The sequence below is a fragment of the Gordonibacter sp. genome, assembly GCF_036667095.1.
In the GTDB taxonomy this organism is placed as follows: domain Bacteria; phylum Actinomycetota; class Coriobacteriia; order Coriobacteriales; family Eggerthellaceae; genus Gordonibacter.
The window spans coordinates 1-19,620 of the sequence record NZ_JAVWUP010000038.1; the positions used below are offsets into that span (position 1 = coordinate 1).

General features: G+C 60.1%; 10 protein-coding genes. All 10 read right to left on the reverse strand.

The window, feature by feature from the left end; all coding sequences use genetic code 11:
• Positions 1 to 382: 382 nt before the first annotated feature.
• A complete protein-coding gene (locus RR842_RS05690) occupies positions 383 to 1,042 on the reverse strand; it encodes an MBL fold metallo-hydrolase (RefSeq protein ID WP_332729207.1) in 660 nt (219 codons plus the stop codon).
• 188 nt (positions 1,043 to 1,230) lie between these two features.
• Positions 1,231 to 3,642 (reverse strand): bifunctional (p)ppGpp synthetase/guanosine-3',5'-bis(diphosphate) 3'-pyrophosphohydrolase, encoded by a 2,412-nt coding sequence (locus RR842_RS05695; RefSeq protein ID WP_332553127.1) that lies wholly within the window; start codon positions 3,640 to 3,642, stop codon positions 1,231 to 1,233.
• Positions 3,643 to 3,667: 25 nt separating this feature from the next.
• Positions 3,668 to 7,009: a single-stranded-DNA-specific exonuclease RecJ gene (recJ, locus tag RR842_RS05700; RefSeq protein ID WP_332512349.1), complete on the reverse strand. Its 3,342-nt coding sequence runs from the start codon at positions 7,007 to 7,009 to the stop codon at positions 3,668 to 3,670.
• Positions 7,010 to 7,274: 265 nt separating this feature from the next.
• Positions 7,275 to 8,213: a cysteine synthase A gene (gene cysK, locus RR842_RS05705; protein ID WP_332553126.1), complete on the reverse strand. Its 939-nt coding sequence runs from the start codon at positions 8,211 to 8,213 to the stop codon at positions 7,275 to 7,277.
• A 163-nt stretch (positions 8,214 to 8,376) separates the two neighbouring features.
• Positions 8,377 to 9,669 carry a 23S rRNA (uracil(1939)-C(5))-methyltransferase RlmD gene (gene rlmD, locus RR842_RS05710; protein WP_332729210.1) on the reverse strand — a complete coding sequence of 431 codons (1,293 nt, stop codon included), beginning with the start codon at positions 9,667 to 9,669 and terminating at the stop codon, positions 8,377 to 8,379.
• Positions 9,659 to 10,309 (reverse strand): GntR family transcriptional regulator, encoded by a 651-nt coding sequence (locus tag RR842_RS05715; protein ID WP_332512353.1) that lies wholly within the window; start codon positions 10,307 to 10,309, stop codon positions 9,659 to 9,661. Before RR842_RS05715 ends, rlmD begins: the two co-directional genes overlap by 11 nt.
• 176 nt (positions 10,310 to 10,485) lie before the next feature.
• Positions 10,486 to 11,214, reverse strand: a complete 729-nt coding sequence (locus RR842_RS05720) for a class C sortase (RefSeq protein WP_332729212.1) — start codon at positions 11,212 to 11,214, stop codon at positions 10,486 to 10,488.
• Positions 11,201 to 12,049, reverse strand: coding sequence for a class C sortase (locus tag RR842_RS05725; RefSeq protein WP_332574713.1), 849 nt, complete (start codon positions 12,047 to 12,049; stop codon positions 11,201 to 11,203). The genes RR842_RS05720 and RR842_RS05725 overlap by 14 nt, the downstream gene beginning before the upstream one ends.
• 79 nt (positions 12,050 to 12,128) lie before the next feature.
• A complete protein-coding gene (locus tag RR842_RS05730) occupies positions 12,129 to 13,745 on the reverse strand; it encodes a SpaH/EbpB family LPXTG-anchored major pilin (RefSeq protein WP_332729214.1) in 1,617 nt (538 codons plus the stop codon).
• Between the two features lie 79 nt (positions 13,746 to 13,824).
• On the reverse strand, positions 13,825 to 19,386 hold the full coding sequence (locus tag RR842_RS05735) for a SpaA isopeptide-forming pilin-related protein (protein ID WP_332729216.1): 5,562 nt from the start codon (positions 19,384 to 19,386) through the stop codon (positions 13,825 to 13,827).
• Positions 19,387 to 19,620: the final 234 nt, after the last annotated feature.

The following is a 19,620-nucleotide window of genomic DNA, read 5'->3' on the forward strand; positions in this document are numbered from 1 at the left end:
AAAGAGAGCGCATGCACCCGACGAGGGTTTGGAGCAGCAAAGTCGTGCAGCCCCAGGCCTCGGGAGGCTTGCCGGACGACCTCGGGACGGTGGGAGGCATGCCGTGCGGCCTTGGGACTGTGCGCGGTTCGCCGTGCGACCTTGGGACTGTGGGGGGGGCATGCCGTGCGGCCTCGGGACTGTGTTCGGTTCGCCGGACGACCTCGGGACTGGGGCGCGGCTTGCCGTGCGGCCTCGGGGTTCAACCCTTAGGGGGGCTTGCCGCGCAATGCAGTATATCGAGCCCCGCCGAAACGACCTCGTGCCAGAAGTAGTCGCTTGGGGCCACGTGGCACCGCACGCCACAAGTACCGGCAGCGCGCGGCCGCAAGGCCGCCGGGGCTTAGGCGTAGTAGGCGAACACGCGGCGGCGCTCGGCACCGATGGTGGTCTGGTCGTTATGACCGGGCAGCACGACGGTGTCGTCGGGCAGGGAGGACAGGCGCTTGAGCGAGCGGCGCATGTCGTTCAGGTCGCCGCCGGCGAAGTCGGTGCGTCCGATGGAGCCGCAGAACAGCGTGTCACCCGAGATAAGCACGGGGGTGCCGACGGGGTTGTCGGTATGCTCCGGGTCGAGGAACAGGCACATGCTGCCTTTGGTATGGCCAGGCGTCATGATGGTCTTCCACGGCATCCCGCCCAGCTTCAGCGTTTCGCCATCGGCAAGCATGCGGTCGACCGGGCAGGGATTGAAACGCGTGTCATCGCGCGGGAGCTTCTCGTCGCCGCAGATCATCGGCGCATCGATGGCAGAGGCGATAACGGTCGCCCCCGTCTTGTCGGCCAGCTCCTTCGCCGCACCCACATGGTCGGAATGGCGATGCGTCAGAATGATGGCGTCCAGCTTGCGGCCGTTCAGGGCCTCGACGATCTTGTCGGCCTTGCAGGTGGGATCAACCACCATCGTGGCCGTACCGTCGGAGATGAGGTACACGTTGTTCTCCAGCATGCCCAGCACGAGGAATTCGACCGACACACACGTTCCTTTTACCTTATAGGTCATAGCCCTACCCTTTCTCACCTTGCAACGTCTCCCACAAACGGGATGGCAAACTTTTTTTACCGAACGTCCCCAGCAGCAGAACGGAACACACAGAGCAACAGGTTTCGCGCCTTGCGTGAGCAGCGTCCCTTGTTGGGCTCAAATTCGCATAAGCCGTTTCGCCGAACCCCGAACCTCATCACCCGGCCCTATTTCTTCTTACGCGCCGTCTCACCGGGCAGCATGCGCCGGGCATCGAACACGCCCTCGATGCCCCGCAGCTTGTTCAGCACCAGGTCGATATGCAGGATATCCGACACTTGGAACAAAAAGCGCATCTCCACCATGCCATCGCGATGCGAGATGGTGGACGAGGTGAGCACGTTCGTGCCCTCCTCGGACAGCAGCACGGCCACATCGCGCAGCAAGTTCATGCGGTCAAGCGCCTCGATGAACACTTCCACCTGATACGATGTGCTCTTCGACGGCTCGTTTTCCCATGCAACTTCGATGATACGCTCAGGCTCGGTCATGAGGTCCTGCGCGTTCGGGCAATCGGCGCGATGCACCGACACACCGCGCCCGCGCGTGACGAAGCCCAGGATGTCGTCGCCCGGCACCGGGTTGCAGCAACGCGACAAGCGCACGAGCACGTCGTCGACGCCCTTCACCACCACGCCGTTTGAGCTGTGCGTCTCATGCTTCTTCGGGCGCTTCACGCTGGTGAGCATGGGCGGCATCTTGCCGGTGGACATATCGTCCGCACCCATCCCCAAGGTATCGGGTTCTTCGTTGCCCTTGTCCACCAGTATTTTCAGCAGGCGATTCGACACATGTTGGGCGCTCTCCTTGCCCGTGCCGATACTCACGAGCATGTCGTCGGGATCGTTGTAGCCCAGGTGCTCCGCCACCGTCTTCACGGCGCGGGAGGACTGCGCACTCGAGATGCCCAGACCATGCTTGCGCATCTCGCGCGTCAGCTTGTCGCGACCGTTCTGCAAGTCGTCACTGCGGCTGGCCCTGCTGAAGTACGCGCGTATCTTGCTGCGGGCCGAAGGCGTTTTCACCTGGCTGAGCCAGTCACGCGAGGGGGTCGAGCTCTTCTGCGTGAGTATCTCCACACGGTCGCCCAGTTGCAGCTCGTAGGTCAGCGGCACGATGGCACCGTTCACCTTCGCACCCACGCAGTGGTTGCCCACCTCGGTGTGGATGGCATAGGCGAAATCCACCGGCGTCGACCCCGCACGCAGACTCATGACCTCGCCCTTCGGCGTGAACACGAACACCTCGGTGGGTGCCAGGTCAACCTTCAGGTCTTTAAGGAACTCGCGCGAGTCCTGCGACTCGTCCTGCCAGTCCACCATCTGCCGCAGCCAGCCCAGCTGCTGGTCAAGAGCATCCCCGTCGCCGCGTCCGCCCTTTTCCTTGTAGCGCCAGTGCGCCGCCACGCCGTACTCGCTGGTGCGGTGCATGTCCTCGGTGCGTATCTGCACCTCAAGCGGACGGGCCGCTGGGCCGATGACCGTGGTATGCAGGCTCTGGTACATGTTGAACTTCGGCATGGCAATGTAGTCTTTGAAGCGGCCGGGCATAGGATGCCAGAGCGTATGAACCGCACCGAGCGCCGAGTAGCAGTCCTTCACCGACTTCACGATAACGCGCACGGCAATAAGGTCGTATATCTCCGAGAAGCCCTTGCCCTTCTTCGTCATCTTTTGGTAGATGGAATACAGGTGCTTCGGGCGGCCCATGATCTGGGCTTGGATGCCCACCTTCTCCAATTCGTCGTGAAGCGTGCGAATGATCTGATCCAGATAGCCCTCACGCTCGGCACGGCTTTCCGTAACCATGCGGCTGACCTGCTTGTACTTGTTAGGTTCCAAGTAATAGAACGACAGGTCCTCAAGCTCCCACTTTAAGTTGTTGATGCCCAGGCGATGGGCAATGGGCGCGTATATCTCCAATGTCTCGCGTGCCTTGAAGATACGTCGATCCTCGCGCAGCGCGCCCAGCGTGCGCATGTTGTGCAACCGGTCGGCCAGCTTGATGACGATGACGCGGATATCCTTGCTCATGGCCACGAACATCTTGCGGATGGTCTGCGCCTGCTCGTCAGACAGGCTCTCCACCTCGATGCGCGTGATCTTCGTAACCCCCTCCACCAAGCAGGCAACCTGGTCGTTGAACTCACGCGCTACCTCATCGGTCGTGGTCTTCGTGTCCTCGACGGTGTCGTGCAGCAAGGCGGCGGTCAGGGTCTCGACGTCCATCCGTAAGTCGGCCAAGATGATGGCCACTTCGACCGGATGGGCCACGAACGGCTCCCCGCTCTTGCGGCATTGGCCTGCATGAGCCTCGCTGGCAAACTTGAAGGCCTTGGCAAGCATGGCCTGGTCGGAAACAGGAAGATAGGCGGCGGTAAGGCGCGCGAGTTCGGCGAAGCGCGCTTCGGGCGTTTCGGTACGGCGCGAGCCAGTGCCCTCGGTACGTGCTTCAGCGGAGAAGGCCTTCTCGGCTACATGCGGGCGCCCCAGCAGATCGTCCTCAACCGTCTGCTTGTGCGACCCTTGCTCGAGCGGCTCTCCGAGTAGTTCTTCGTGGTTTTTGGCATCCTTGCCCATACCTAGCCCCCTTCCGTCCGAGGACTCAACGATTCGTGCGGTTCGCAGGCAGGATCGGCCGCGAAACGCGTAGATGCAGACTAGCAGAGTCGCTGTTCATCGCCCAGTCCCGAAATGCCTGGAATATCGCACGCTCTCCTAGGCCCTCGCGGTAGCGCACGCTGTCGGTAAGCTCGACTTTGCTCTGCGTATCTACCACATGGATGGAACGGGTGACCTCGCCCGACGCGTAGGCGGTATGCGTCTCGATAAGGCCCAGCTCGCGAAACACCGCCACCCCGCAAGCCGCCGAGGAGGGGCTGATGGCGCAACCACCCTCACTTGCCAGCTGCGCCAAGTCGGCGTTGCTCATAGTGAAGAAGTCGCAGCCCTGCTGGCGCTGCAAGATGCGCAGGCGACGGTACACCTGCGCCAGACAATCATGGTCGGGTGTCATGTCGCGTAGGATCTGCTCGTTTATGCCCGCATCGCTGCGGCCGAACAGCAGATGCACCTGCGCCGGGCCACCGTCGCGGCCCGCCCGGCCGCTCATTTGGTTGAACTCTATCTCGTTGTACGGCAGGTGATACAGCGCGACATGCCGGATATTCGGGATGTTCACGCCTTCGCCGAACGCAGACGTGGCCACCAGCACGGAAAGCGCATCGGTACGGAACAACTCCTCGACGCGAGCGCGCTCAGTGCGGGTGAGGCCCGCATTGTAGAAGCCAATAAGCGGCGCGATCTGCGGCACACGCTTGCGCAGCGCACGTGCCACAGACACCGACTGCTCGCGCGAGTTCACGTACACCACGGTCTTGTCGCCGCCCGCCACGAGGTTCGCCAGATAGTCGTCGCGGTTCTTCAGGTTGCGCCGATCGTCCACGCCCAGGTTGGGACGGTCGGCTTCGTCCAGCACCAGTTCATCGATAGGCAGCACCGACCGGATGGCAGCCGCAATGTCATCGGTGGCCGTGGCGGTAAGCGCCAAGACGGTGGGCTCCCCGAGCCGGGCAACAGCATGGCCAATGGCAGCATAGGCTGGGCGCTGGCCCGCCTTTGCCTGGCCGATATGATGAGCCTCGTCCACGACTACAAATCCGATGCGGCCCGACTGAGCGAACTCATCGGCGTGGTAGCCCAAAAACTCGGGCGTGGTCAGCACGATGTCCACCGAGCCTTGCGCCAGTCCGGCAAAGGTCTGGCGACGCTCTTCGGGCGTGCTCTCGCCCGTGAGCACCGACACGGAAATGCCGAACGGCTCCAGGGCCTCGTTCACATGGAAGGCCTGATCGGCGATGAGGGCGCGCAACGGATACACGAACAGGCTGGCGGTGTGGTCGCGCAAGGCGCGACAGGCGGCATGCACCTGGAACGTAAGCGACTTGCCTCGTCCCGTGGCCATAACGGCCAGTACCGAGCGCCCACCGTCCAAATGGTCGATCACGGTGCGCTGCGAGGCATGCAAGCTGCCGTCGCCGATAATGGCGCGCACGATGTCGGCCTCGATACCCCGTGGATCCCCCTGCGCCTTTTCCTCCCACGATGCACGGTTCGCGACACGGGCGGCCTCGTAAGCCTCAACGTCCTCGGGGCTGTGCAGCGCATCGGCGCACAGGTCGGCATCGCTCGACGCGTACAAATCGGCCACAAAGCTGAGGCTCTCGGGGTTCAGGCATGCCTCCAATGCGCAGCATGTGCGCGCAGGAGCCAACGACTGTAGCATGGCCTTTACCGAGCGGCGTCCGCGCCACTCGTCGATCTGCACCTCGAAGGCGGCATTCACCACGGCATCGGTATGCATGAGCGTCTCGATGTCCGTGCAGTGGAACATGATGCCCGCAACGGTATTGCGACCGTCAGACAGCGTGCACGAGAAGTGGTTCTTCTCCGCGCCCACCGCACGGCAGTTCACCAATGTCACATCGCGTGCCAAGAAGCACGGCACCGGGTTCTCCTGGCCGAAAGGTGCCAGCAAGTCCAGCTTCTCCACGCTCTCCAGCGTCAGCTCGTCTAACGCGACACAGGTATCGATCTCGATGAGCGGATGGAACGCGCCCTCGGGGAGCCGATCCATGTAGGCACATACGCGCTCGGCGAATTCGGGAAGCTTGTCGGACGGCAGCGTCACACCCACAGCGGCATCGTGCCCGCCAAAGCGCGTTACCAGGTCGGATGCGCTCTCTACTGCCTTGAACAGATTCACCTGACCCACGCTGCGACCGCTGCCGCGCGCTTCATCGCCTGAAATGGTGAACAGCATGCTGGGCACGCCGTACGTGTTCACCAGGCGGCTTGCCACGATGCCCTTAACGCCCTCGTGCCAGCCCTCCCCCGATACGATCAGCGCCCGTTGGCCATGGTAGAGGTCGGCCGCCTGAGCCTTCGCGATCTCGGAAAGTTCGGCTTCGATGGTACGCCGCTGATCGTTCACCGACTCCAACTCGGAGGCCAGGCGGCACGCCGTATCGAAGTCGTCGGTCATCAGCAGGTCCAGCGCCAGCTGCGCGTCGCCCATACGTCCGGCAGCGTTCAGGCGAGGGATAAGCGAGAAACTGAGGTTCGTAGCGCTAACCGGCTTGTCGCCGGCACCGCTCGTACCGAGCAGCGCCGAGATGCAGGGACGGGGTGCAGAGTTCATGCGCGCGATGCCATCTGCCACCAGTGCGCGGTTCTCGCCGCGCATGGGCATGAGATCGGCTACCGTACCCAACGTTGCCAAGTCCGTGTAGCTGCGCCATAGATGCGGGTAGCCGAAGCGCCCGCCCAGCACCTGCACGAGCTTCAAAGCCACGCCCACGCCGGCCAAGATAGAGCTTTCGCACGTCGGGTCGCACTTCGGATCGGCCACGGGCACGCCCTGCGGCACCAGACCGGCCGGCTCGTGGTGATCGGTGATGGCCAAACCCACGCCGGCAGCTACGACGGCAGCCGCCTCCACCTTGCAGGCGATGCCGCAGTCCACCGTAACGATGAAGTCGGGAGAAAGCTCCTGTGCGCGCTTGAACGCAGCCTCCGTCAGACTGTACCCCTCCTCGAAACGCCGCGGAATGAAGGGGTCCGCATGTGCGCCCAAAGCACGCAACCCGCGCGTGAGCACCGACGTTGCCGAGATGCCATCCAAATCGAAGTCGCCGAACACGACGATACGACCGTCGCGCCGCATAACCTCCTCAAGCGCATCGGCCACCTCGGGCAGGCCGGGAATAAGAGAGGGATCGAGCCAATCGCGATCGAGCGAAGGCTCTAGGAAGCTGCGAACCTCTTCCGGCTCGCTGATTCCACGTGCGACAAGGGTAGCTGCGACGAAGCGTGGAATACCAAGGCCACGTTCGATACGCACAACCGCTGCGGGGTTAGCCGCTTTAATGTTGAACTGGGCAGACATGGGCGCTCATACCTAACATGCGAGGATTCGATATTTCATCATGTATTGTCCCACATTAGCCCCCCGCTGTCACCGCAGAGCACCGAAGCGTAGCCAAGGGAACGGATGAGGCGACATATCGGCGACATATCTTACTTTATAGCGAACGATTCTTATCCTGAGCAAGGGTGCCGCCACTCCATCTGAGGTGGAAAAAAGGACTCGCCTCTTCGTCAAGGAGAGGAAACCGCCTTCGGTTTTTTCCGCAGCTTTCCACCCCTCCCGCTTATGCGAACAGCGGAGTGGACAGGTAGCGCTCTCCGGTATCTACGGCGAATGTCACGATGGTGGAGCCCTTTGCCTCGGGATGCTCGGCCACCAGCTTGCGTACTGCCGCAGCGTTCGCGCCCGAAGAGATGCCTACGAGCAGGGCCTCGCGCGCCGTCACCTGACGAGCAGCCTCGAGCGCCTCAGCGGTCGGAATAGACAGGGCCCCATCTAGCACGGAGAGGTCGAGGGTGTCGGGGATGAAGTTTGCGCCGATGCCCTGGATGCCGTGGCTCGCCGGAGCAAGCTCCTCGTGCGCAAGGGCCTGCGATACCAGCGGGCTCTCCAGCGGCTCGACGGCATAGAAGCGCGTGGGTGCCCCCAAGGCGCGCAGGTGATGCGCCACACCGGAGATGGTGCCTCCCGTACCCACGCCCGCAACCACGTAATCGGGGAAACGGCCCAACTGCTCCACTATCTCAGGCCCGGTCGTCTCTTCGTGGGCACGCGGGTTATCAGGATTCGTGAACTGGCCGACGATCCAGGCTCCCGGCACACTCTGCGACAGCTCCGCCGCACGCGCCACCGCACCCGCCATACCTTCGGCAGCCGGCGTTAGCTCGAGCTTCGCGCCGTATGCGGCGATAAGCGCCCGACGCTCGTGGCTCATAGATTCGGGCATGACCATGACCACCTCGTAGCCGCGGGCAGCACCGATCATGGCGATAGCCACGCCGGTATTGCCGCTGGTAGGCTCCACGAGCACCGTGCGTCCGGGGGCTATTTCCCCACGTTCCTCGGCGTGGTCGATCATCGAGCGCGCCGCACGGTCCTTGATAGAGGCGCCGGGGTTGGCCGCCTCATACTTGGCGTATACCTCGGCTCCGATTTCCTCGGACAGCGCATCCAACCTGACAAGTGGCGTTTCTCCTATGATACGTGATACCTGATCTGCCATGATAATCTCCTAGCGATTTACTGGGTTTTCACGTATAGTACCGCACTTGCCTCTATAAGGCACCTTGCGACACATAATTTCCGCACGATCGTGGAGGCCTTCGTTCGCATCCGCGCCGACCACCCCTCGGACTCGGGCGCGGCATTCAGCTGCCTGCTCATGGCTACCGGCCTCTTTCACGTTCGATCAGGGCGATCGTTTCGATGTGGTCGGTATGGGGAAACATATCAACCGGCTGCACAATGCGCAGGCGGTAGCCTCGCCTCTCCAGCAAGCGTATGTCGCGTGCTTGCGTCTCGGGATCGCAGGAAATGTAGACGATGCGCTGCGGCGCCAAGACCGCAAGCGCCTCAAGGAACTCCTCGCTCGCTCCGGCGCGAGGCGGGTCCATGAGCACGACATCCGCCTGCTCGCCGCCCGCAGCGGCTTCTCGCATGAAGGTGCCTGCATCGTCGGCGACGAACCGGGCGTTCTCCACGCCGTTGTGGCGGGCATTCTCGCGCGCATCCCGAATAGCCGCAGCAACCGAGTCGACGCCAACGACCTGCGCTGCGCCGCTCTTGGCAGCCACCAGGCCGATCGTACCCGTGCCGCAGTACGCATCGACTACGTGCTCGCTGCCCTTGAACGCAGCAAGCTCCATGGCCTGACGGTACAACACCTCGGTCTGTACGGCATTCACCTGGTAAAACGACTGCGAGGAGATGCGAAAGCTCAGACCGCAGAGTTTGTCGAGGATAAACCCGGGGCCGTAGAGCACCTGCTCGCGCTCGCCCAGGATAACGTTCGTCTGCCGCTCGTTGACGTTCTGCACGATGGTGGTGATGGCGGGGCAGCGCTTGACGAGCTCGCGGCAGAACGCACGCGAACCAGGAAATTCCCGTCCGTTCGTCACGAGCGTGACCAGAACCTCGCCGCTGGTATGCCCTACGCGCACCACCGCATGGCGCAAAAAACCGCTCCCCGCATCCTCGCGGTACGGTTCGATGCCGAATTTGGGCATAAGATTGCGAATGGCCAGGACGATGCGCTTTGCCTGGACGTTCTCCACCAAGCATGCGTCGGTGGGCACGATGCGGTGGGAATGGGCAGCGTACATGCCGCAGAGTATCTCGTGGCGCGGCGTTGCGGACGCACGACGGGCGCGCGCCTCGCGAGCGCGGTCTCCACGCGAGCCGCCCCGCGCGTTGTCCTTGCCACCCGTTGTCGAGCCGGGCAGTTTTTTGCCAGGAGCGTAGGGAGACACCACCTTGTTGCGGTAGTGGCAAGGATCCTCCATACCCAAGATAGGACGCAAGTCCGCAGAATCGAACGAGGCGAACAGATCGGCTACGCGCGCATCCTTGCGGGCAAGCTGCGCAGCGTACGGTTCGTCAACATGCTGGCAAGCACCGCATTCGCGAGAAACAGGACAAGCGAGAGAGCCATCAGCCTGCGGCTCTTTGTTACCAAACAAGGAATTTTGCATTTTCAATACTCCAGTGCACGTCGCGGATGTAGCGTTGCAGTGCGGACCCATCGTGCTGCTCGAACAAGCGCACGATCTCGGCATGTTCGTCGTTAGCCTTGCGCAAGAGCGCATCGAGGTCGGCAGCATCCACGTTGGCGTATTCCCGCTTCATGAAATAGCGGTTGAGCTGGTGAACGAAACCGATCAAACGCATATTGCCGCACTTCCCCACATAGCAATCGTGGAAATCGTGCTGCAGGTCGTCGTACTTCTTGTACAGGCCCTTATCGATGGCCAGCTGCATGGAGCCGTGGAGAAACTGCAGTTGAGCAATGTCGTCGCCCGTCATCGCATCAACCGCCAGCAGCGCCGCGCGACCGTCCAGCGGGCCAATGATCTCCACGATCTCGCGCGCGCTGTCCTCCGTAACCCGCTTCACGTAGAAGCCCTTGCGCGGGACGTTTTCGAGATAGCCGTCGGCAGCAAGCTGAATGAGCGCTTCGCGCACCGGCGTACGGCTCACCCCGAGCGCATCGCATATCTGCTGCTCGCTGATTTTGTGATCGTCGGCAAGCGATCCGCCGTCGATCAGGTCGGCGATGTAGTCGTACACATGGTCTTTAAGCGACCGGTACACGTTCGTCATAATCCCCGCCCGTCGTGATACTTTCTTGTATATCAATATATCATACGGGGTTCGGTTTTCCTTGAGCGCCTACCGGATGTTCGGCCTGACAAAGGGCTTCAAGAACCCTTCAAGAACCGGCTTCTCACCCAGCAATTGCTACGCAAAGGCTCGACAGGCTCCGCGATCTCCCCCACCTATAACGCACGCTCGCAGATTACCAAAAAGCGGTATTCGTTGCTACCGTACGGGTGACAGGTGGAAAGCGTCACCAGATCGCGGCCGGGCTGTATCTTCACCGACTCGAAGTCGCCCGGATCCACCACACGCGTCTCCACCACCCGGTAGATCAGCGTTTCGCGGAAGTTCTCGACCTCCACCTCATCGCCCTCGCGCAACGATTCGACATCCCGGAACAGGGCCGCTTGGGCGTAACCGCGATGCGCCGCGATGACGGCATTGGCGTTCGGCCCGCCCACCGGATACGACGAACCCGTAAGATGAACGGCCCCCAGCGCCATGTTGGCCTCGCTCGCCCCCAGGTACAGGGGCAGCACCGCCCCCATGGCCTCTATCCGCACGTATCCTATGCGATTGTCGGGAAGCCCGTAGGCAGACAGGTCGATGGCCGGCTGCTCGTAGGCAAATGGGTCGGCCAGCTCCGCCTGACCCTCCGCCGCAAGGCGCTCGTTCTCGACCGTCAGCAACCGGAAGAGCTCGTCGAGACGCGGATCGACGGCGCCCTGGCCAAGCGCGCCGTCGCGCTGCTCCACAAACGCCGACTCGTCGTGGCGTGCCTGCTGGTCGAACAGCACCTGGCAGACATGCGGGTACGCAAGCACGCCCAGCCCTACGGCGAACAGGAGGCCCGCCGCCAGCAGCACGAACCTCCTAGGCCGGTCGCCCCTTGCCTTACGCTTGCCCATCGCGGCCTCCTCGCGTCGCGTGTTTGCGTCGAGAACACCTGCGCCGCACCACAAGCGCAGCCCCTGCCAAAAGAAGCAGCGCGCCCACACCTGCCGCGACGGCAAGCTCCCACGGAAGCGCCGGCTGGGCGACGGGCTGCTGATCCGGGGCGTCGCAGCGCTCCCCGCGCACCAGCAGGCGATGCGAATTCACGCCGTAGGGCGTGCAGGTGAGCAGCGTGACGTAGTCGTGCCCCTCCACCGCGCGAAGCTGGTCCAATTCCTCCGGCACGATAACCGTTATCTGATCGACTTGGTACCAAAGCTGCTGGTCGAGCACGTGTAGGCAGAAGAAGTCGCCTTCGACCAGCTTCTCCAGGTCGGTGAACAGACGCGCCTCGGGAAGCCCGGTATGGCTGGTGATTACCGGATGCAGGTCCTCTCCTCCGGTGGGGAGCGCCGTGCTCTCGATGTGCCCCACCCCGTCGGCCAGCACCTCTTCCGACGTGCCGTGGCGGATGGGCAGCTTCACGCCGATGGAAGGCACCTCCACGTAGGCCATGATGCCGTCCACGTTCAGGCACTCGGTGTAATTGCCCGGAAGCGCCGCGCCGCTGCCGGGGACAAAGGGGTCGTGCAGCGGGTCGCCCATCAGGCTCTCGTTGTACGCGCGCGCCTTTTGCCACTCGGCGGCGAGCTGTTCGTCGGTGAGGTTACCCACGTTGGCCTCGTATGCATCGGCCTCCACCACCGAAAGCCGCGCGTTGACCCACCCGCTGACGGTCGGGTACAGCAGCACGCCCAAGCCCATGAGGAACATGAGCGCCAGCAGTATGCTCTGGATTCGCTGCTTCATCGTGAAAGGGAGCCGGACAGACGCTCCGCCCGGCTCCCGTGCATTCCCTTCGATTCTAGGCTTTCACCGTACGACGGCGCTACGCCTTCTTCCTGCGCGAACGCACGACCAGGAACACCGCACCCGCCATGATAAGCAGGCCGACCGCAGTGAACAGCACCGTACCCGCACCGCCGGTAAGCGGCAGCTGGAAGATAGGAGCGTCGGGATCGGTCTCGGTCTGAGCGTAGTTAGTGACCTCGGCCGCAACCGTGTAGTCGGCGGTCGGGTTGGCCTGACCCGCTGCAAGCTCAACCTTGATCACGTTCTGCTTGAGGTGCAAACCAGGTTTTGCGGCAGTTTCGACCAGATAGTAGACGTTACCCTTCGCACTGTCGTAAGGCACACCGCTGAAAGATGCCCTGCCATCGGCGTTCGTAGTGGCCTCGAGATCCTTGTTGGCGGCATCCTTGACGAACGTGGTACCTGCCGCATCGGTGGCAAGCTTGAACTTGATACCATCTCTGGTGATAGTTCCGGCATCGATGAGCTTTTGAGCCTCAGTCGAGAACAGCTTGTTCACCTGGATGTTAGCCTTGTAAGCAGGAACCGGAACGGTCGGATCTCCGCCAGGGGTGGTGCCGCCAGCCGGAGTCATGCTATAGGACGCTTCGTTGTGCATGACCGTGGGAGTGCCGGTCTCGGCAACCGACCCCATCGACGTGGTCACTACGACACGCAGCTTGGCAGCGTTGGCCGCGATGGCCTTGTCGATACCTGCATGAGTAAGCGCCCAGGTGACCTTCCCGGCAACGCTCGTATCCACCGCATAGTCGGTGGCGGCGGTCAAAGCCACGCCGACGGGATTCCCATCTTGGCCGACAAAGGACAAAACGGCGCTCTTGTAGCTCAGGAACTTGTCCATCGTGTCGGTCACGCTGAACGTACCGTAGGTGTAGTTCCCCACGGTACCCGTGCGCAGGTCGGCCAGCTCGTAACTCGTGCCAAGCGCAGTATCGCCGCCAACCTGCGAAGTGGCACGGAACGCCGTGTCGATCGTCCAGTTGATATCCTTACCCGAGATGTTGAGGATGGTGCCATCATTGAGCTTTTTGGTAATGAGCCCCTCGTTTACCAGGTTCTTCGGATACACATGCACATCATAAAGATAGCCGCTCCCATCCGCCTTAGTCAAAGGCACCGTGATCAGCGTGGGGGCAGAAGACTCGTAACCCGCCGGAGTTGTCGTCTCAACAAGGGCGTAGTAACCCTGGTCGAGGTTTGTAAATGCGGCTACACCATTCGCGTCAGTCGTAACCGCGGGGGCTGCCGTCCCGATGCTAGCGCCGCTAGCAGTATACGTCGTCCCGGCATTGTCGTAGAAGACAACACTCTGGACAACACCCGTGGCGTTGGTGTTAACGACTGGCTTTTGCGTGGTCGACCAGGTCTTTCCGCTGGCAAGCGTCGGCAACGTAACCTTTGTCACCGAGAACCCTGCCCCCGCCAAAGGCTTGCCATACTGACTCGTATCCAGTATTTCATTACCGGTTTGTACGTCATCGGACACCTTCATGGCCGACAGCTTATGCACCGTGATGCTGCCCTTTGCCGCTGGGTCGGGCAGACCCCAGGCGGCGGTGGCTGTCATGCCCAATGCGAGAACAGCGGTCAACAGGCAGAGCACCGCTCTCTTCATGATTGATTTTTTTATCATCTCTTTTCCTTTCATCTTATCTTGACTCCTCTCTTGAATCTCCCCCATCGGATTGCGGAGATGCCGCACTCCCTATGCCTCATCCTCCCCTCTCCGTCGCACGACGGCGACGGCGAAGATACCGGTACGCGGCGACGGCAGCCACCATCAAGGCAATCCCAGCCGCGATGAACGGTGCGATGCCGCCCAGCCCGGCGAAGGGCAGCTGGAAATCCTTCATGTTCGGCAGCTTGTAGGTGATGTCGACAATGCCCGTTCCCGAGCTGGTATTTTGTTCCACCATGAACGCGGGCGGTAGCTGCCCGTTCGCCGCAATACCCGTAATAGCGATCGAGGGATAAGGCAGACCTTTGTCAAGCGTAATCATCCACTGTCCTTGTGGGAGTCGATATCCAGGGTGCGTCGCCGTCTCGACAAGGATATAGTCACCTTCGGGGAACCCCTGCAACGGAGTCCGTCCTAAATCTACTAGCCCTCTCTCATCGCTCACGTCCTGCGCCACCATGCTCCAACAAGAGCCTCTGTCGATTACCTCCTGCGTTACCAGCTTTTCATGGTCATGATTTCGAGTGCAAGTAAACAACTCAAAATGCACGCCGGAGAGAACTCGGGAGGCATCATCCGCAGCCACCTTCACGAACGAGAAGGGCACGAGTCCAAGCTGGACGTTCGACACGGTAAGAACCAGATTTACCGAATCAAATATCGCTTGAGGAGGCGCAACGCCATCAGCGCCGGGAACGGGAGTCACCGCCACCTCGTCGGCGTAGCCACCTCCCACCTGCTTCTTCTGAGCGACTACGGTCAACTCCCATTGTCCCGTCGGAGTCTTATACCCAAAGGGTGCGGCAGTCTCAACCAGTCGATACGTTCCACTTAAAAACTCATTCAAGCCCAACCCGCCGTCCGCACCTGACCTGAGGCCGGACCGCACTATCTCCCAGCCAGCACCCGGAGCAAGACCTGCGGGAGTCGAGGTGGTCGCTCGGTACAAATCGAACGTCGCACCCGCAAGCGCAGTTCCCTCGCCTTCGGTAATCTTTCGTACCCCGAAACCCGCCACCGGCACCTGCACGACGGGCTTCGAATACGAAGATTCGCGTTGCACTCCCTTGAACGAGTACTTGAGGCTAGCGACATCGTTACTGAAAAAGCCTGCTTTGCCAGAACTCGTATTGTTACCCGGAGCATCGGTTCGGTCGTCTCCCACCGCGTTGTATCCGGTTGCAGCATATTCATTGGACGCAGCCTTGTTCGCCCGCACATCAAAGGAGAAGCTATAGGTAACACCCTGCCCAAGCATGTAGCCGTTCGGGAACTCAAAGGTTAGTTTTTTAGTCGTCCTGTCATAGGTTTTGACTATGTTTACACCTGACAAATCCACCGCATTACCGTTTGTATCCTTCGCCGAAACGACAACGCTCTTCGGATCCGCATTGATCAGATCTACATACTGGCTCAAGGTGTCCGAGATGATGACCTGGCCTTGGGTGGTAGCGACCGGGATGTATGTTCCATATTGGTCGTATAGTGTTTTTCGAGCGTCTGCTTCCGAAACGGCAAACTGAGGATATTGAGAGTTTCCTTGATAATGAACCTTGTAGAACTTGCTGGCCTTGAAGTTACTACCGGTTTTCGCTTGCAAGTCAACCGCCAAGACTTCAGGTTGACCGCCTACGCGCCTTTTCTGCTCCTCGGTTCCGTATCCTCCCGTAGTAATGAGGGTCCCTTCGTGATATGAGGATAGACTTCCTATATCCATGATTGCGCCCGTCGTTTCCAGCAGATCGATAACGACCGGCAAAGCATAATCCTGATAGCCGCGATAGCCAGACAAGGCAGCATTGCCCTGATCCTGAGTTTCCTGCCAATAGCCGGCTCCTACCGGGAAGGAAGAAGGAGAGTAAAAGCTTTCCGCATTGGCATACGTGAGAAAAACGATGCGACGATCATTGCCGTCCCGAGGAGTCGATCGTTTCGGATAGTAGGCTGCCGGGTCGCCCTGCATACCGAACATAGTCTTCGCCAAGCGAAAGCCTGCTTCCCAGTTGCTCGGACTTGTCGTCTCCGTGTTGTAGGTCATGGCTTCCATTGCAGCGCTTACCTTTGCGGTGGAATCGGTCCAGTCCAATTCCACATCAGCCATCGTAAAGGGCGCATTCGATGACGGCCTGTTCAATCGCTTCCCTTGTGAAATGACGGCCACCTCATTGCCCGCGTTTTCGGCTAACAGCATTCCTGAAAGTTCATTCACAATTTCACGTTGGCGCTGACGGACGTTCATCCGATCAATAGAGCTGGCCGTGCCTGTCGTAGCTTCCACGATAATCAACACCGACACGGGGTTTTTTGCTTCCATCTGCGGTACATTGGTACCCGTCACATCGAGATTTAGGGTGTACTCGCCTTCACCGTTGTATTTGACCGTCTTCTGATGAGGCGGCTCGACTTCAGAAATGTTATACAGCGTGAAGCTGTTCGGATTGGCACCCACCGCTACACCAGGCAGGTAATCTCCGCCCTGCTTCGCAGTGATAGTTATGGGTATCGCCTCTCCATTACGAACACGAACAAGCCATTGTCCCTGCGGAAGCTGATAGCCATTGGCAGCGTTCAGCTGCTTGAGCATGTAGTCGCCATCCATCAGCCCCGCGATGGTAAGCGTGCCGTTGTTTGCCGTAGTATAGGTTCCACCAGCGTTATCCTGAGTGTACGAGTGCCAGCATTGCGCTTTTTGCACTACGGCGCTGGTCGCCAAATGCTCATGCGCATGCGCCCCATTACGCCAGTGGTCGCACGAGTAGAATTCGAAAGATATTCCATCCAGTTTTAAGGCAGAGTTGTCCGCCGTTTCGACCGTCAGAGACAGGTCGGAGGTTTTTGCGGCCTTGTTTTTAACAATGGTGTTCGCAACGTCGGTTGCTGTTCCGGATGCGTCAACGACAACGACGGTGCCCGGGTCGATTTCGCCACCTGCGGCGATATACTCAAGCTTTATCCTGTTTCCCTTGTCGACCGCTTTACTATCGACAATCAGCTTCCACTGCCCATAGGGAACCTCGCTTCCGTATGGAGCAGACACTTCCGCCAACCGGTATTCCCCATCGGGCAAGATGCCGAGGATCGTCCGTCCATTCGCATCGCTTAAACGCTCCACGAGCTCATGCCAGCAATTGCCCGGATCGTTTCCATATAGGTCAGCCAGTTGATCGTGCACATGTCCGGAATTTTCAGCTGTACGGCATTCGTAGAGACGAAACGCCGCACCTGCCAAAGGCAAGCCCTGCGCATTCACCTTGGTGAAACCGAACACCATGCCGCTCGAGCTTTTTTTAAGCATGATGTTTCGTCCGGAATAAGCGACGTACAGACCTGCAGCTGCAAGCTTCCCCGTGTCTGGCTGGAATTTCTCTGCTTCGGCTATAGTGGGAGCATCAAGCCCGGCGACCTCTTTGTAAAAGGCAATCACCCGGTCACCGACATAGGCCCCCTCGTCCAACCCAAGAGGGATAGCAGATGCTCCCGATACCATAATCGGTGCCGCAATGGTCAGCTTCGCCCCTTGAACGTTATTCCCCGCCAGCAAAATCTGCTGCGATGCCTCAGTCGCGTAGTCGCCCTGGATCTGCAAGGTAGCAGTCGCACTTTGATATATCCCCGCTCCGAAACCATTTGCAGCGTTTCCCACTACGGTCGAATCTTGCATTGTCAGCGTTGCGCCATCCGCGAGATACGCCGCGCCGCCCCGAGCGCCCGCCGCCCCGTTCTGATTATTGCGAAGGGTCGATTTGACAAGGTGGACGCTCGCACCGCTTTCAATTTGAAACAGAGGAGCTTGCGCACTCGTCGACACTTCCGTGTCGGTAGGTTTGCCGTCAATAACCATGTTGGAGAATTGCGCCTCTACGCCACCTCCTGCAAGAAAGAGCACGCCGCTATAGCTATCCGCGGAATATCCCGAGTCGGCCGATGTCTTGCCGGCCGGCCGATAATAGCGCTTTATCTCACTCGAAGGATGGGCAGAATTCCACGACCAACTTACCCCTTCCCCCGCAAATGACGTCGGAGAAATGGAGTAAGAACCGACCTCGCTGCTCTTGGCAAAGGGAACCACACCGACGATGCCGAGGGCAGCACCCCCTGAAGTGTCGTCGTTATTCAATTGACGGAGTTTGGCGTAAGCAACCAAAAGAGAGGAGACGGCCTCATCAGGAGTCGAGCCCGACGCATACGCACCAGGAACCGTGGTGCCGTCCGCTAACGTCGAGCCAAGATACACCGTCGAAGGACGGCTGTTATTAATAGCCAAGCCACCACTACTTGCCACGAGCCAGTTGGAGCCGGGATTGCCGAGGCGGAAATACGCAACCTCCGAAGGGGCAGTTGATCCGGTATACCAAACGAATCTCGTGCCGTTTGAATACGAGGCCGAAGAAGATATTACGACATCGCTATCGGGAGTGAGATGAGCGGTGGAGCCGAACACCTTGACGCGTTGAGTGGCATCGGGGAGAACCACTTTGCCGTCGATCTTGATAGGGCCAGCCGCCGCGCCCTCTTGGCCGGAATTGATTTTCAGAGCATCGTTTTCGGCGGCCCCTGCGGAATAGTCGACGATGGCGCGTCCAGGGTTCAGCAGCTGGGTGCCACCTTGCACATAAAGCCAGCCTTTGCTGTCGACCATTTTAACAAGACTGGTCGCTTTTTCAGCACCATCGATGACAACGTTTTGAGGAATGAGTTCCATGTTGCTCGAACCGTAAGCCAAATAGTCATTCTGCACTTGCTTGAACAGGGCATCCCCGACGAACGCAGGCGAAGGAGCGATAGAGTATTTCTGCCCGTTCGCACTTTTCAGCGTATACGCATTGGTTCTAGTCTGACCAGCCCAGCCGGGCATAGCACTATAAACGCTGATAGAACCGTCAACAATAATATCGCTCGTAATCGTTATCGACATGGACTTATCGGCGTGGCCGTTGTCTTTCCCTTGGTCAAACGCCGCCTGCAGCGAGCCATATCCTTCAACCGTTCCGCTTGCCCTCGTCCTCGCATTACCTGACGTTTCCACATAGCAGACGGCCTTCACGGGCTGCAGGGCTTCGGAATAATGGACGGCTCCGTCGGCGACGGTCGCGGCAATGCGGAACCATTGGGCGAACACGTCTTCGGTCACGCCGAAGGCGTACTGTCGGGAGGTTTGGCCTTCGATATCCTCCCATGTCGAGCCATCGCTCGAAACCTGCCATTGCAGGGAGAGGCCGTCTTCAGGAAGCGTTACTTCGGCCTCGTATGCGGCTTGCCAGCCTACCACCAGGGCCTCGCCGGCGTTTACCACGGACACCTTGTCCGAAGCCTCGTAAATGGCCAGCGCAAGGGCTGGTTCTTCGGCTACCGCAGGCTCGTTCGTTTCAGCTGGGGTTTGTTCGTCCGCCGCGAGGTTCGTTTCGCCGCCCGCGGTCACCGGATCCTGCGATCCGGTTTCGCCGTCTGCTGCGCTTTCGGAGGCAGCCTCTCCTTCCGCTACAGCCGAGCCTAAATCATGCGATAAAGCGGAAGGGGGGGGGCAGGTTGCGTGAGATTTTCCGCGCCCGCATCCGCGAAGGCCGATGCGGAAAGGACGGGCCAGCTGCCAAAACATAGCACCGTCGCAAGCGATACCGCCAGCGCCTTGCGGGTAAATTTTGCACTCCCCGGCGTCGTCGTCCTGCTCTTATACATGTTGTTGATCCCTTTGCCCTCGCCTACAATACCAACTTCGCCATACCCCTGTTCAAGGCGAAGAGCCCGAAAAGCTCGGCTATGTGAACTCTCGGTGACATTATGCTACTATATTTCTATCATTTTTTCCAGATCGTATTTTAAAAAAAAATAA